This window comes from Micromonospora sp. NPDC023814 (genome assembly GCF_040639595.1).
GTDB lineage: Bacteria > Actinomycetota > Actinomycetes > Mycobacteriales > Micromonosporaceae > Micromonospora.
Map to the genome: position 1 here is coordinate 22,844 of NZ_JBFAAF010000071.1, position 14,285 is coordinate 37,128.

The window sequence follows — 14,285 nt, forward strand, 5'->3', positions numbered from 1 at the left end:
AGACACCATGACCCAGGGCCACCAGAGCCTCCTGCTCCTGTCCAACTCGACGGCCCCCGGGCGGGCCTACCTGGAGCACGCGCGCGAGGCGATCCTCCAGGCACTCGACGGCCGGCGCTCCATCGTGTTCGTCCCCTTCGCACTGGCGGACCACGACGGCTACACCGACACGGTCCGTCGGGCCATGGAGCCACTCGGCATCACCGTCCGAGGAGCACACGAGGGCCCGCCACGCGACATCGTCGGCAACGCCGAGGCAGTCTTCGTCGGCGGCGGCAACACCTTCCGTCTCGTCAGGGCGATCCACGAACTCGACCTGATCAGCGTCGTGCGCACCCGGGTGTCCGAGGGAATGCCCTACATCGGGTCGAGTGCCGGCACCAACGTCGCGACGCCGAGCCTGCGTACGACGAACGACATGCCCATCGTCCAACCGCCGTCCTTCGAGACCTTCGGCCTCGTGCCCTTCCAGATCAACCCCCACTACCTCGACCCGGACCCGGCCTCGACGCACCAGGGTGAGACCCGGGAGGAGCGGCTCACCCAGTTCCTCGAGGAGAACGACGTCCCGGTACTCGCCATGCGCGAGGGCACCTGGCTGCGGGTGAGTGACGGTTCCATGCGGCTCGACGGCGTGGCCGCGGGAGGGCGGGTCTTCTGCCGCGCATCCGAGCCGGTCGAGGTTGCGAGCGGCGCCGATGTGACCTGGCTCGCCGAGAGAGTGGCTGCGTTCGACGTCGGCCGCTGAGGTCGATCAGTCGGACACCCTGGAGATCTACGGAACGTGCCGCAGGTCCGCAAAGATCACCACCGGCCTCGACGTGCTGCTCGTCGCGGCCGGGGATGGGCTCACACCCGGTCCGAGCCGGCCGGAGTCTGCTGGGCCTTGAGGGCGGCCGTGAACGCTTGGACCTTGGGATGGCGCGTTGCTCCCCGCCGTACGGTGGTGAAGATCTGTCTTCTGGGACGGCCGTGGAGCGGGTGCGAGACCACGTTGTGACGGTCACCCGCACCTGACAGGTCGGGGAGCAGGGCGGCTGCGAGGCCGTTCTCGACGAGTCGCAGGTGGATCTGCAGGTCGGTGGAGGTGTAGCGGACGTCGGGCTCGAACCCCGCCTGTCGGCAGGCCGCCGTCGCCCATTCCCGGGCGGTGCTGCCGACGGGCTCCATCACGAACGGACGCGACGCCAGTTTGGGCAACGACCGCTCGCTCCACACGGCTGGCGTGATGAGCCGAAGTTCGTCGGTGAGCAGGTCGCGCCGCTCGGTCTCCCGGGCCCGCGGCAGGGGGTGGCCGGGATACTCCTCGCCGAGGACGATGTCGAACTCGCCGGCTACGAGGGCGGGATGAGCGACCTCGGGCTCGAGCTCGGTCACCTCGACTCGCAGCCTCGGGTGTTGCTGCGCGAGCTGGGTGAGGGCGTACGGCACGAGCCTGAGGACCGCGGTCTGGAAGGCGGCGACCCGCAGCGTGCCGACGGTCTCGTTCAGGGACTGGGCGAGTGCGGCCTGGGTGCGTTCCATCTCCTCCAGCAGCAGCTCGGTGTGGGCGACGAGGAGGTCGGCCTGGGCGGTCAGCCGGACCCGGCGGCCGGCTGGCTCGAGGAGGCGCGCCCCGGTCTCCTTCTCCAGTGCGGCGAGCTGCTGGGAGACCGCGGACGGGCTGTAGGACAGCGCCTCCGCGACCGCCGTGATGGTGCCTCGGCGGGCAAGCTCGCGCAGCAGTCGTAGGCGTCGAAGATCGAGCACCGAGCCTCCCGAAGCATCAGGTCTGCTTCACATTATCTTGCTGGTTTCCGCGCTGGACCTGATGAGTTTGTGGCGGGGACGATGGTCCACATGATGCCGTGGTACCGGTCGCCGGCCGCTCGTGACTGGACCAGCTCGTTCGCGCCGAGTGACGCGTACGCGTTCCACCGGTCGTTGCCGGGGTACACGCCCACGCCGCTGGTTCCGGTCCCCGACCTGGCCAGCGAGCTTGGGGTCGGGCGGGTACTGGTGAAGGACGAGTCGTCGCGACTCGGGCTGCCGGCGTTCAAGGTGCTCGGCGCCTCCTGGGCCTGCCGCCAGGTGCTTCAGCAGCGCCCCGGCGCCACGCTGGTGACCGCGACCGACGGCAACCACGGTCGTGCCGTCGCCCGCATGGCGGCTCACTTCGACGTCGAGGCGACCGTGTTCGTGCCGGAGGTGATGCTGCCGGAAACCGCCGCCCGCATCACCGGGGAGGGCGCGAAGGTCGCGTGGGTGGGCGGAGACTACGACGCCGCGGTGCGTCGGGCAGCCGAGTTCGCCGCCGGGCATCCCGACCGGGCACTGGTCCAGGACACCGCCTGGGACGGCTACGAGCAGGTGCCTGCCTGGATCGTGGAGGGCTACCGGACGCTGCTGGCGGAGGTCGACGTCCAGATCGAGGGGCCACCGGACCTGGTGGCGGTCCCGGTCGGGGTCGGGTCGCTGGCTGAGGCGGTCGTGCGGCACTACCGACGCCCGGGCACCGCGCATCCGAGCGTGCTCTCGGTCGAACCCGACGCCGCAGCATGCGTGCTGGCCAGCCTGACCGCAGGCCGGCCCGTGACGGTGCCGACCGCGGCGACGTCGATGGCCGGCCTGAACTGCGGCACCATGTCCCGCTCCGCCTGGCCGGTGCTGCGCGCAGGCTGCGACGCAGCCGTGGCCGTCAGCGACGAGGAGGCGCTCCGCGCCGTCGACGACCTCGGTCGGCTCGGTGTCTCCTCAGGCCCGAGCGGCGCGGCCACCCTGGCCGGCGTCCGGGCCGTCCTCACCGACCCGCAGCGGCGTGCCGCCCTCGACCTCGGCCACGACGCCGTAGTCGTGCTGCTCAGTACGGAAGGACCCGTTCGATGACCCGTACCGTCCGGATCAACCGCGACCGGCTCTGGGCCTCCCTGATGCACATGAAGGAGATCGGCGCCTACCACGACGAGGCGACCGGGCTGCGCGGAGTCCGGCGCCTGGCGCTGACCGACACTGACGCCGAAGCCCGCCGCCGCTGCGTGCAGTGGATGCTCGAGGCCGGGCTCGAGGTGCGGGTAGACCGCATCGGCAACGTCTACGCCACCCGCCCGGGCCGCGACCGGTCCCTGCCGTGCGTACTGATGGGCTCCCACATCGACACCGTCGCCACCGGCGGAGCCTTTGACGGCACCCTCGGTGTGCTTGGCGGAATCGAGGTGATGCGCGCCCTCAACGACGCCGGCATCGAGACCCTGCGCGACGTCGAGGTCGGATTCTTCACCGAGGAGGAAGGCGTCCGGTTCGGCACCGACATGCTCGGCTCGGCCGTGACGGCCGGACGCATCCCGCTCGACCACGCCCACCAGCTCACCGACGGGGACGGCAGGACCGTCAAGGAAGAACTCGTTCGGATCGGGTTCGACGGCGACGCCCACGAACGGCGCGCCATCCCGTACGCCTACATCGAGTGCCACATCGAGCAGGGCCCCATCCTCGCCGACGCCGGCGTCGACATCGGCATCGTCGAAGGCGTTCAGTCCATCTCCTGGCAGCGGCTCACCATCCGGGGTGAGGCCGCCCACGCCGGCACCACCCCCATCGAGTCCCGACACGATGCCGGGCTGGTCGCAGCCCACGTCGTGGTCGAGGCCCGACGGATGTGCGACAGCGGCGACTTCGGACAGCTTCGCGCCACCATCGGGAACTTCGGCATCGGCGAAGGCCAGACCAACGTCATCCCGCACCAGGCCACCCTGACCATCGACCTGCGCAACCCCGACAACGACCACATGACCTCCGCCGAGCAGCACCTCGCCGGCTACGTCGACGAGCTCGCCGCCCACCACGGCGTCCAGGTCGGTTGGGAACGGATGGCCAAGACCGCCGTGGTCCCTTTCCACCCCGGCATCCAGGAGGTGCTCGCCGCCACCGCCGACGACCTCGGTCTGCCGTACGTGCGCACCATGTCCGGCGCCGGCCACGACGCCCAGGAGATCTCCGCGATCTGCCCCACCGCCATGGTGTTCGTGGCCGGCGAGAACGGCGGCATCAGCCATACGCCCCGCGAGTACTCCAACCCCACAGCCTGCGGCAACGGCACCGACGTCCTCGCCAACGCCGTACTCCGACTGGCTGACCAGCCATGACCGTCCTGGACCTGCTCGACGCCCTTCTGCGCAGCGGCCCGGTCAACCCCGGCCTCGACCCGGCCGACGGCCGGCGAGGCGAACGTCGCGGCCTTGTCGCCGACCGGGGACGAGCCGCCGGACTACGCACCCAGGTAGTCCAGCGCGCCCCCGGCCGGCACCGAGGCAGGCTGACACGGTGTCCGCGAGGGGCCGCGGTCCGGCGGGGCGCCGGTGACCCGGCCGGGCCGCCCCGCGGCGCGGGAGGTCGAGCCAGGTCACCGGGCCCACGTCACTCGACGACCGAGCGCAACCGGCCGTACAGCGTCTCCGACATCGAGATCGCCGTGGCCAGGTCCGGTTCGCAGATCTCCAGGTAGTGGCTTCCGCGGGCCACGTAGAGCTGGTACTGCCGCACGGTGAAGTCCCCGGCGGGCTGGTTGACCGCCGTGACGGTTTCCGCGCCCTCGTCACAGGTCCAGCCGACCGCCACGACGGCCGACGCCGCCTCGATCGAGCAACTGTCCGCGACAAGCTGGGCGAACTGCTGCTGCGTCAGGCCGGTGAACGTGATGGTCGACTGCAGCCCGTACGTCGCGGCTCCGTCCAGCGCCGGCACGGGCACCTCGGCCAGGGTGATCCGGGCGCCGACCTTCAGCGACCGCCAGGTCATGCTGCCGGACGTGCAGGTGCCCGCGGCCTCGCGGAGCCGGGCGAGATCCAGCCCCTCGGGCAGTTCCTCGACGGTCGCGGTGAACCTGCCCGTGGCGCCCTTGTCGGCGTCGCGCCGGCTGCCGACCTGGATCCAGCCGCCGGCGGCCCGACTCTGCTCGCCGATCGCCAGTTGCAGGGAGCCCAGGCAGGCCACCGGCGAGACGGTGACGTCGGGGTCGGGCTCGAACAACTTACCCGCGTCGGCCAACGACATCTCCACCAGCTCGGTACCCGCGGGGTGGTCGGCCTTGGGCAGCAGGACCTCACGGAGGCGCTCGTCCGACAGCGCCGACGCGGCCGGGCCGGCCGCCGCTGCCGCCAGCGTCGTCCGCTCGGCTTCGGCGGTGCGGTGGTATCCCACCACGACGATCAGCACAGCCGCCACCAGCAGCAGCGCTGCGCCGGCCGCCGTAAGGGCACGACGAGTTGTCAGCATGGCACGCCTCCGTTTGCCAGGTGTTTCTGTTGTCAAGGAACAGCAGTACCGCACCAGAGGCATCGATCGCTATACATGAGTCAAGTGGATTTTTGCTGACCAGAGCCGCCCGCGACATCTCTGGCCAATCGGCACGTGTCGCAACGACCCGGGTCCGCGGCCCCGGTTCCGGCGACATTCTTCGACGACGAGCTCAATCACCTGCTGCTGCTCGACGGGCTGGACTCCAGCGCCTTCTGCCGCCCTCACCCTCGGGTGAGGGCGGCACCTCCCGCCACGCGCGTCGGCGCACGCGGCGACGGAGCCCGTCCCAGAGTGTCCGGGAGGGACCGTTCCACCAGTTCGGCGGCCTTCGCGCCGAGGCCCGGGGCGGCGCCGGAGGCGCGCCGCGACCGCCGCTGCCGGTGGTTCACCGCGCCGGCCCCGTACCCGCTGGCCTGGTCGCGGCCCCGGTGCCGTCCGCCTGCGACCCGTTTCCGGATTGTTTCGGGGGAACGCCCCGGAGCTATTGACACCTCTGTCGAGCCGCCCGTATGGTCGCCGCCAAGTTGTACATGGTTGTCCATGAACAAGAGGCCAGGATGAAGATTGCAGTGGTCGGCAGCTACGGCGCCGGGCTCACCATGCAGGTGCCCCGGATGCCCGTGGCGGGTGAGACCCTCTCGGGCGGCAGGTTCGCCTCGGGGCACGGGGGCAAGGGCTCTAACCAGGCGGTGGCCGCGGCCCGCCTGGGTGCGGAGGTCAGCTTCCTGACCGCCGTCGGGCCGGACCAGTTCGGCGCCGCCGCGCGCCAACTCTGGGCCGAGGAAGGAATCGACGCGAGCGGTGTCCGCACCGCCGACGCCGCCACCATGGTCGGCATCATCCTCGTCGACGAGGAGGGCGAGAACCGGATCGCGATCGCGCCCGGAGCCCTGGACGAGCTGACCCTCGCCGACGTCGACGGGTTCGCCGACCGGATCGCCGCGGCGGACCTGGTCGTGGTCAGCCTGGAGATTCCCCTGCCGGTCGCGGTCGCGGCCCTGCGTACCGCCCACGAACGCGGAGTCCGCACCCTGCTCAACCCCGCCCCGGCCGTGGCCCTGCCCGACGAGGCGTGGGAGTGGATCGACGTGCTCACCCCCAACGCCAGCGAGGCGCGGGTGCTCACCGGCCGCGACCCGGACGACCCGGCCAACGGCGACGAGCTGGTGGACCTGCTCCGGACCCGCTACGCCGGGACCCTCGTGCTCACCCTCGGCGCCGAGGGCGCCCTGGTGGACTCCGACGGGCAGCGGTCCCGGGTCGCGCCCGTCACCGTGCCCCGCGTGGTCGACACCACCGGCGCAGGCGACGCCTTCACCGGTGCGCTCGCGGTCGCCCTGGTCCGGGGCGACGACCTCACCGAGGCGGTCCGGTTCGCCGCCGCGGCCGGCGCCCACACCGTCGGCATCGCCGAGGTCATTCCCGCCCTGCCCCGCCCGGACGATGTCGCGGCCCTGTTGAGGAGATGAGAGATGGCCCAGATGACCGCTCAGGCGGCGCCTCCCGTGAAGACGGCGGTCGCCGCTTCCCGTAACCCCTCACCCTTCCAACGATTCCTGCACGCCCGGGAGTCGAGCACCCTCCTCGCCCTGGTCGTGCTCTTCGCGCTGGGCACCCTGGTCGCTCCGGGCTTCGTAGGAACCAGCAACTTCCTCACCGTCGGCCAACAGATCGCGCAGATCGGCATCATGGCGATCGGCGTCACCTTCGTCATCATCAACGCCGAGATCGATCTGTCCGTCGGCTCCATCTACGGCCTCGGTGCCGTGGTCTGCGGTTTGCTCATGACCTCGGACGTCGCCTGGCCGCTGGCCGCCGTCGCCGGGATCGCCGCCGGCACGGTCGCCGGCCTGCTCAACGGCCTGCTGACCGTGGGGTTCGGCATCCCGTCCTTCATCGTCACGCTCGGCACCCTCAGTGTCTTCCGAGGGGTGACGCTGCTGCTCAGCGGCGGGTCGCCGATCTCCCTGTCCGCCAACGACCCCGAGGTCGCCGAGTTCAACCTGCTCGGTCAGGGCAAGCTCTTCGGCGTCCTGCCGATGCAGCTCGTCATCTTCGCCCTCGTCGCCGTCCTCGGCACGATCGTCCTCTCCCGGTCCCGCTACGGCTTCAACACCTACGCGGTCGGTGGCAGCGCCGAGGCCGCTCGGCTGTGCGGCATCAAGACCGGTCGGGTGCGGGTCACCGCCTTCATGCTCTCCGGCACCCTCGCCGGTCTGGCCGGCGTACTCGGCCTGTCCTTCCTCTCCTACGTGCAGGGCGTCACCGGCGCCGGGATGGAGCTCACCGCCATCTCCGCGGTGATCATCGGTGGCGCGGCCCTGTTCGGCGGGTCCGGCACCATGCTCGGCACCGTCATCGGCGTCGCGTTCATCGGCGTACTGCAGAACATCCTCAACCTCCGCGGCATCTCCTCCTTCTGGCAGACGGTGGCGACCGGCACGGTGATCATCCTCGCCGTGGCCGCCGACACCTGGCTGCGCAGACGCTCCGGACGTCGGTGACCTTCGCCGGCACCCACCCCGCACTCCCCCGTCCCCCACACCGCAAGGAGTCACCCTGATGAAGCTCTCCCTCGGGCGTCGGATCGCGGTCGCCGCGACCCTCGGCCTGGCGCTGGTGGCGAACGCTGCCTGCGGCGCGATCACCCCGGCCAGCACCGCCTCCGCCGGGAGCGGCGGCTTCAAGCTCGCCGACTACATCAAGGAAGCCGTCGAGAAGGGCGAGCCGCTCAAGATCAAGCTGAGCTACCACGACCCGTCGCTCGCCTTCGCCGTCCCGATCCGCCAGGGCATGGAGCGCGGCGCCAAGGAACTCGGCGTCGACGCGCAGATGATCGGCCCGTCGGGCGGCAATCCCGCCGACCAGGTCAGCGAGCTGCAGACCCTGATCAACCAGAAGCAGATCCACGGCCTGGCCGTCTCCTCGGCCAGCAACGACGCCCTCAAGCCGATCATCGCCCAGGCGTACGACGCCGGCATCCCGATCATCTCGTTCAACACCAACAACCCCGAGTCCAAGCAGATGGGCTTCGTCGGCCAGGACCTCGTGGCCTCCGGCCGCTCCCTGGCCAAGGAACTGCTCGGCGTGCTCAAGGGCAAGACCGGCAAGGTCGTCGTGGTCTCCGTCGACTCCGGCGCCGGCTGGTCCAACGACCGCTTCTCCGGGTTCCAGGAGGGGCTGAAGGACTCCGGCGTGCAGATCGTCGGTCCGGTGAACACCGGCAACGAGCCCAGCGCGGCCTACAACACCATCGAGTCCACGATGGCCGCGCAGAGCGACGCGATCGCCCTCGTCTCCCTCGACTGCTGCAGTTTCACCGCCGGCGCCAAGTGGCTCCAGCAGTCGGGCAAGGCGGGCAAGATCCACGCGGTCGGTTTCGACGTGCAGCCGCAGACCGTCGAGTACCTCAAGGGCGGCGTCGTCGACCTGACCATCAGCCAGGGCCCCGCCGAGCAGGGCTACCAGGCGGTCAAGCTGCTCGCCGACTTCCTGAAGAACGGCACCGAGATCAAGGACGTGGACACGGGGGCGCTCGTGGTCACCCGCGACACCGTGGCCACCGTGCCGGTGGAGGGCTGAGCCGATGACCAGCCCGGCCACGATCGCCGCCCCGACGACGGCCGCCGTCGAGGTGACGGGTCTGTCGAAGCACTTCGGAGCCGTCCGCGCCCTGCAGGACGTGAGCCTCAGCGTCCCCGCCGGCAGCCTCACCGCCGTGATGGGTGAGAACGGTGCCGGCAAGTCGACCCTCATGAAGATCCTGGCCGGGCTGGACACCCCCACCACCGGCACGGTGCGGGTGGACGGTGAGGAGGTCCACCGGTACGACCCGGCCACGCTGCTCAGCCGGCACCGGGTCGCCCTGGTGCCCCAGGAGCTCGCCCTCGCCCAGGACCGGACCGTCGCCGAGAACATCCTGCTCGGCGTCGAACCGGGATCCCGTCCCTTCCCGCACCGCCGCCGGATGGACGAGCGGGCGGCGGAACTGCTGGACCGGCTCGGCCTGCGGGTCGACCCCCGGCGCAGCATCCGCCAGCTGGACGCCGCCTCCCAGCAGTTGGTGGTCATCGCCCGGTCCCTGGCGCGCGAGGCGCGAATGGTGATCCTCGACGAGCCGACGTCGATCCTCTCCCCCGCCGAGTCGGAACGACTGTTCGAGGTGATCCGGTCGCTGCGGGCCGACGGGGTGACCATGCTCTACGTCTCGCACCGGATGCCCGAGGTGTTCGCCCTCTCCCAGCACATCCACGTGCTGCGCGACGGTCGGCACGTCGGGCACTGGCCCACCGCGGAGGTCACCCCCGACCAGGTGGTCGCCGCGATGGTCGGCCGGGAACTCGCCGCCGAGTTCAGCCGGCACGACAGCCCTGCGCCCGCCGCCACGGCCACCCCGCGCCTACGGCTGCGCGGCGTCTCCGGCGCCGGTTTCACCGGGGTCGACCTGGACGTCGCCCCGGGCGAGGTGGTCGGCGTGGCCGGCCTGCCCGACAGCGGCCGGATCGAGCTGTTGCGTGGCATCTTCGGCGCCGACCCCGTGACCGGCGGCGAGCTGTCACTGGACGGGGAGACGTTCACCGCGAGGTCGCCGCGGGACGCCATCGCCGCCCGGGTGGCGTACCTGCCGGGCGAACGCCGGCAGCAGGGGATCCTGCCGACGATGAGCGTCGCCGACAACGTCAACATCCTGACCCTGGGCCGTCGGCAGCGCTTCGGCCTGCTGCAGCGGCGGGCCCTGCGTCGTGACGCGGACACCCGCGCGCGGGAGCTGCGGGTGAAGACGTCGACGACCGCCCAGGGCATCACGCAGCTCTCCGGCGGCAACCAGCAGAAGGCGCTGCTGGCCCGGTGGCTGTCCATCGAGCCCCGGCTGATGCTGCTGGACGAGCCCACCAGAGGCGTCGACGTCGGCGCCAAGGCGGAGATCTACCGGCTGTTCCGCAACCTGGCCGACGAGGGGGTGGCGCTCGTCGTCTCCTCGTCGGACCTGCCCGAACTGCTGACCGTCAGCGACCGGATCGCCGTCATGGCCGCCGGCGCCCTGGTCGGCGTCATTCCCGCGGCGGAGGCCACCGAGGAGTCGGTGATGGCCCTGGCCACCGGCGCGCACACCATGAAGGAGAAGGCATGAAACGCAGGGGCGTGCTCAACGCCGAACTGTCCGGGGTGCTGGCGACCCTGGGCCACACCGATCTGCTGCTCGTGGTCGACGCCGGTTTTCCGATCCCGCGCACCGCTCACCGCATCGACCTGGCCGTCACCGAGGACCTGCCGAAGCTCACCACGGTGCTCGACCTCGTCGCCGACGAGATCATCGTCGAGGGCGTCGTGGTCGCCGAGGACGTCACCACCCACAACAAGCCCCTCGCCCAGTGGCTGGGGCAGCGCTTCCCCGGCGTACCGACGACCACCCGGCCGCACGCCGAGATGCTCGGCGAACTGGCCCACCAGGCCAAGGCGATCGTCCGGACCGGGGCGTTCAACCCGTGGGGCAACGTCGGGCTGATCTGCGGCGTGGACGTCCCGCGCTGGTTCGACGAGCCCGGAGTCATCGTGCCCGACTACTACCAGGACCGGATGTAGCGGCGTCGCCGCCCCATGACGTACCCGACATTGGAGAACAACGTGAGCACTGCCACCCTGACCGACGCCGACCTCACCGCCGCGGCGCTGGCCCCCTACATCCAGCACACCCTGATCGAATCCGGGGTGACCCGGGACCGGATCGTGGCCCACGCCGAGGAGGCCGTCCGATACGGCTTCAACGCGGCGATGGTGCCGGGCTCCTGGGTCCCCGAGGTCGCCGAGGTCCTGCGCGGCACCGGCGTCGAGGTCGCCTCGGCGCTGGACTTCCCCACCGTCGGGGTGACCACGAGCGCCGGCAAGGCCGCCGAGGCCGAGAGCCTGGTCCGGGCCGGCGCGACCCAGATCGACATCGGGGTTCAGCTCGGCTGGCTCAAGAGCGGGCGGTACGACGCGTTCCGCGAGGACATCGCCGGTGTGGTCCGGGCGTCCGGCGTACCGATCAAGGTGATGCTCGAACTGCCGCTGCTCACCCCGGACGAGCGGGAGGCGGCCGTCGAACTGTCCATCGAGGCCGGTGCGGCTATCCTGAAGAACGCCAGCAGCGGCGCGATCGAGGTGGCGAACCCGGAGAGCGTCGCCTACCTGGTGGCCCGCGCGCCGGAGGGCGTGAAGGTCAAGGCCTCCGGCGCGATCAAGTCCTTCGATCAGGCCGTGTCCCTGCTGCGGGCCGGGGCGGTGCTGCTCGGCACCAGCGCCGGGGTCGCTATCGTCACCGACACGACCAACGAAGAGACCACGAGCTACTGACGGTCCGGCGCCCCTCGACCACGGCGCCAGGTGCGGCCGGGGTCGAGGGGCGGCGGAGTCTCATGGAAGGTGACATGTCCGACCAGTTGCGCCCGTCCGGAGCGTCCGAGCACCTCGACCGTGACGCGCCGGTGCCCCTGCACGCGCAGGTGTCGGAACAGATCCGGGCCCGGATCCTGTCCGCCGAGTGGCCACCGCACTACCGACTGCGCAGCGAACCGGAACTGGCGACCGAACTCGGCATCTCCCGGGGCACCCTGCGGCGGGCCCTGTCCACTCTGATCCGGGACGGCCTGCTGGTGCAGGTCCGGGGGCGTGGCACCTTCGTCACCTCCACCGCCATCGAGCCCTCGATCGCGCAGAAGCTGACCACCCTGTCCGAGGACTTCGCCCGGCAGGGGATCTCGATGACCACCCAGGTGGTCACCCACCAGGTCATGGCCGCGCCGTCACCGGTGGCCGCCCTGCTCGACCTGCGCCCCGGCCAGTCGGTGCTCCGCCTGGAGCGGCTCCGTTCCACCTCCACCGGCCCGGTGGCCTGGCTGGTCAACTACGTACGCGTCGACCTGGCTCCCGGCCTGGACCTGGCCGACCTGGCCGACCGCTCCCTGTTCGGCCTGCTGGAGAACGAGTACGGGCTGAAGATCAGCACCGGTCGGCGTACCTTCAGCGCGACTGCCGCCACCGGACGGATCGCGGCGGCGCTGGAGGTGCCGGAGCACTTCCCGCTGCTGTACCTGGAGCAGATCACCTACCTCGACGACGGCCGGCCGATCGAGTACTCCGACGTGTGGATCCACAGCGAACGGATGCGGGTCACCTCCCTGCTCTCCCGTCGCTGACAGGCACCTCACCGCCGACGCCCCGGCCACGAGGCAGGGATTGGTTCTCGACGGGAGGCGGCTGGCCGCGTACGGTGCGGGCGTGGTGGTGCGCGTGCGCGTCGGTAGCGGTGACCGCGGGGTCGGGCGGGACAGGGTCGGGATGGCGGCCCCGGGTCCACGGACGGCTGAGCGGCGGCCGGTGAACCGCACCCGCCGGAACCGTACGTGAACCGGCCGCCCCGCGTCGGCCCGGCCGCGGTCGTGTTCGACCTCGACGGCACCCTGGTCGACACGATGACGATCGCTCCCACCGTGTACGTCGACACGATCCGCGCCCTCGGCGGGCCGGACGTCTCGCCGGCCACGGTCGTCTCCACCTGGCACATCGGAGCCACGCCGGTGGTGCTGGCCCATTTCCTGCGACGGCCCGTCACCGCCCCCGACCTCGAGTGCTTCCACCGCCATTTCGAGGCGGTGGTCGCGGACGTACGACCGTTCCCCGGCGTGCTCGACCTGGCCGGCGACCTCGACCGGGCCGGCTGCCGGCTCGGCATCTTCACCGCCGCCCCACGACGGAGCACGACCCTCGTGCTGGCCCGCACGGGGCTCGACCGGCTGTTCCCGGTCGTGGTCTGTGGTGACGAGGTCCCCGCGCCGAAGCCCGCGCCGGACGGGCTGTTGCTGGCCTGCCGCCGCCTGGGCGTCGACGTCGCCGAGACCGCGTACGTCGGCGACGCCGCGGTGGACCTCGCGTGCGCGGAGGCGGCGGGAGCACTGGCGGTGCACGCCCGCTGGTGCGACACCTCCCCGGCTGCGGCGGACGTCCCGGCGGTGGCCCACCGACCCGCCCAGGTCCTCGACCTGCTCGCGGTGCCGGCCACCTGACTGGGAGGCCATGAGTGCGCGTCAGCATGGCGACCAGCGCCGGCAGGGCCGGCCAGCCGAACGAGGACTTCGTCGGCGCCGTTCCCGGCGTTGCCGTGCTGCTGGACGGCGCCGGTATCCCGGGAACCGGGCCGATCTGTTCCCACGGTGTCGCCTGGTACACGCACCGTCTCGGCGGTGCGCTGCTCGGCCTGCTGTCGCGTGCCGACGGGCGAGACCTCGCGGCGATCCTCGCCACCGCGATCGACGAGATAGCCGCCGACCACCGCGGCACCTGCGACATCACGAACCCCAGCAGCCCGCAGGCGACCGTGGTGATCGTCCGCGCCCACCGGGACCGCCTGGACTACCTCCTGCTCGCGGACTCCTTCCTCGTCCTCGACCAGCTCCGCGGTGGCCCGCAGGTCATCACCGACGAGCGTGAGGCCAACGCCAGGCGCACCTGCTCGGCGCCCCTGGACGGCGTTCCCAGGGGGACACCGGAGTACGACCGCATCCGGGACTCCTGCGTCGAGGCACTGCGCGCTCGCCGGAACCAGCCGGGCGGCTACTGGATCGCCAAGGACGATCCGCACGCGGCGGAGGAGGCGGTGACCGGCAGCCGGCCGCTTCGTGACCTGGGCAGCGTCGCGCTGCTCAGCAATGGCGCCAGCCGCATCGTCAGCCCGTACGGCCGGACCGACTGGCCCGGCGTACTGGGCCTGCTCGGCGCGTACGGGCCGGCCGAGATCATCCGCCGCGTCCGGCAGGCCGAAGCCCGCACCTCCGGAGCCCCCGGTGCTCGGGTCCCTGACGACGCCACCGTTGCGCACTGCACCCACCTGCAGCGCTCCGAGGGGGCCGGGGGGCCGCCGAGGGGACATCCGGACCGGGGCTAGGTGACTGGTGTTAAACGATGGCTGCCATCAGCGTGGCGGCCATCGTTTTGCATCTATTTCTGCTAGTTTGCTGGGATGACGTTGGGCAGAG

The 14,285-nt window shown here is 71.4% G+C and carries 14 protein-coding genes; 12 read left to right on the forward strand and 2 right to left on the reverse strand.

Going from position 1 to position 14,285, the window contains the following annotated elements:
* Positions 1–7: 7 nt before the first annotated feature.
* Positions 8–748: a dipeptidase PepE gene (gene pepE / locus AB0G14_RS28375; RefSeq protein ID WP_357702540.1), complete on the forward strand. Its 741-nt coding sequence runs from the start codon at positions 8–10 to the stop codon at positions 746–748.
* Positions 749–849: 101 nt separating this feature from the next.
* Here the strand turns inward: pepE and AB0G14_RS28380 are convergent, their stop codons facing one another.
* The gene (locus AB0G14_RS28380) at positions 850–1,749 is read right to left on the reverse strand and encodes a LysR family transcriptional regulator (RefSeq protein WP_357702542.1); all 900 of its coding nucleotides are present in this window, start codon (positions 1,747–1,749) and stop codon (positions 850–852) included.
* A gap of 90 nt (positions 1,750–1,839) precedes the next feature.
* On the opposite strand from AB0G14_RS28380, the gene AB0G14_RS28385 reads away from it, so the two are divergent.
* Together AB0G14_RS28385 and AB0G14_RS28390 are read left to right on the forward strand one after the other, a co-directional pair.
* Complete coding sequence (locus AB0G14_RS28385; RefSeq protein WP_357702544.1) at positions 1,840–2,865, forward strand: pyridoxal-phosphate dependent enzyme; 1,026 nt, start codon at positions 1,840–1,842, stop codon at positions 2,863–2,865.
* On the forward strand, positions 2,862–4,121 hold the full coding sequence (locus AB0G14_RS28390; protein ID WP_357702546.1) for a M20 family metallo-hydrolase: 1,260 nt from the start codon (positions 2,862–2,864) through the stop codon (positions 4,119–4,121). The genes AB0G14_RS28385 and AB0G14_RS28390 overlap by 4 nt, the downstream gene beginning before the upstream one ends.
* A 271-nt stretch (positions 4,122–4,392) precedes the next feature.
* On the opposite strand, the gene AB0G14_RS28395 is transcribed toward AB0G14_RS28390, so the two are convergent.
* Positions 4,393–5,250: a hypothetical protein gene (locus AB0G14_RS28395; protein WP_357702548.1), complete on the reverse strand. Its 858-nt coding sequence runs from the start codon at positions 5,248–5,250 to the stop codon at positions 4,393–4,395.
* Between the two features lie 581 nt (positions 5,251–5,831).
* Between AB0G14_RS28395 and AB0G14_RS28400 the strand changes: the two genes are divergently transcribed.
* From AB0G14_RS28400 to AB0G14_RS28440, 9 genes are all read left to right on the forward strand, one after another.
* Positions 5,832–6,743 carry a ribokinase gene (locus AB0G14_RS28400; RefSeq protein ID WP_357702550.1) on the forward strand — a complete coding sequence of 304 codons (912 nt, stop codon included), beginning with the start codon at positions 5,832–5,834 and terminating at the stop codon, positions 6,741–6,743.
* A 12-nt stretch (positions 6,744–6,755) separates the two neighbouring features.
* Positions 6,756–7,778, forward strand: coding sequence for an ABC transporter permease (locus tag AB0G14_RS28405; protein ID WP_357702552.1), 1,023 nt, complete (start codon positions 6,756–6,758; stop codon positions 7,776–7,778).
* 58 nt (positions 7,779–7,836) lie between these two features.
* A complete protein-coding gene (locus AB0G14_RS28410) occupies positions 7,837–8,856 on the forward strand; it encodes a substrate-binding domain-containing protein (RefSeq protein WP_357702554.1) in 1,020 nt (339 codons plus the stop codon).
* 4 nt (positions 8,857–8,860) lie between these two features.
* A complete protein-coding gene (locus AB0G14_RS28415; protein WP_357702556.1) occupies positions 8,861–10,405 on the forward strand; it encodes a sugar ABC transporter ATP-binding protein in 1,545 nt (514 codons plus the stop codon).
* Entirely contained in the window at positions 10,402–10,857 is a 456-nt protein-coding gene (rbsD, locus tag AB0G14_RS28420; RefSeq protein ID WP_357702558.1) for a D-ribose pyranase, read from the forward strand. Before AB0G14_RS28415 ends, rbsD begins: the two co-directional genes overlap by 4 nt.
* Positions 10,858–10,899: 42 nt before the next feature.
* A complete protein-coding gene (deoC, locus tag AB0G14_RS28425; RefSeq protein ID WP_357702560.1) occupies positions 10,900–11,607 on the forward strand; it encodes a deoxyribose-phosphate aldolase in 708 nt (235 codons plus the stop codon).
* A 74-nt stretch (positions 11,608–11,681) separates the two neighbouring features.
* Positions 11,682–12,449, forward strand: coding sequence for a GntR family transcriptional regulator (locus tag AB0G14_RS28430; RefSeq protein ID WP_357702562.1), 768 nt, complete (start codon positions 11,682–11,684; stop codon positions 12,447–12,449).
* Positions 12,450–12,656: 207 nt separating this feature from the next.
* Entirely contained in the window at positions 12,657–13,316 is a 660-nt protein-coding gene (locus AB0G14_RS28435) for an HAD-IA family hydrolase (RefSeq protein WP_357702564.1), read from the forward strand.
* Positions 13,317–13,330: 14 nt separating this feature from the next.
* Positions 13,331–14,194 carry a hypothetical protein gene (locus tag AB0G14_RS28440; protein WP_357702566.1) on the forward strand — a complete coding sequence of 288 codons (864 nt, stop codon included), beginning with the start codon at positions 13,331–13,333 and terminating at the stop codon, positions 14,192–14,194.
* Positions 14,195–14,285: the final 91 nt, after the last annotated feature.

Excerpts from the sequence above, each read along its gene's own strand:
- pepE (WP_357702540.1), top strand. The coding sequence starts at position 8 with ATGACCCAGGGCCACCAGAGCCTCCTGCTCCTGTCCAACTCGACGGCC.
- AB0G14_RS28415 (WP_357702556.1), top strand. The coding sequence starts at position 8,861 with ATGACCAGCCCGGCCACGATCGCCGCCCCGACGACGGCCGCCGTCGAG.
- AB0G14_RS28395 (WP_357702548.1), bottom strand. The coding sequence starts at position 5,250 with ATGCTGACAACTCGTCGTGCCCTTACGGCGGCCGGCGCAGCGCTGCTG.
- AB0G14_RS28430 (WP_357702562.1), top strand. The coding sequence starts at position 11,682 with ATGTCCGACCAGTTGCGCCCGTCCGGAGCGTCCGAGCACCTCGACCGT.
- AB0G14_RS28405 (WP_357702552.1), top strand. The coding sequence starts at position 6,756 with ATGACCGCTCAGGCGGCGCCTCCCGTGAAGACGGCGGTCGCCGCTTCC.
- AB0G14_RS28410 (WP_357702554.1), top strand. The coding sequence starts at position 7,837 with ATGAAGCTCTCCCTCGGGCGTCGGATCGCGGTCGCCGCGACCCTCGGC.
- AB0G14_RS28390 (WP_357702546.1), top strand. The coding sequence starts at position 2,862 with ATGACCCGTACCGTCCGGATCAACCGCGACCGGCTCTGGGCCTCCCTG.
- rbsD (WP_357702558.1), top strand. The coding sequence starts at position 10,402 with ATGAAACGCAGGGGCGTGCTCAACGCCGAACTGTCCGGGGTGCTGGCG.
- AB0G14_RS28400 (WP_357702550.1), top strand. The coding sequence starts at position 5,832 with ATGAAGATTGCAGTGGTCGGCAGCTACGGCGCCGGGCTCACCATGCAG.
- AB0G14_RS28385 (WP_357702544.1), top strand. The coding sequence starts at position 1,840 with ATGATGCCGTGGTACCGGTCGCCGGCCGCTCGTGACTGGACCAGCTCG.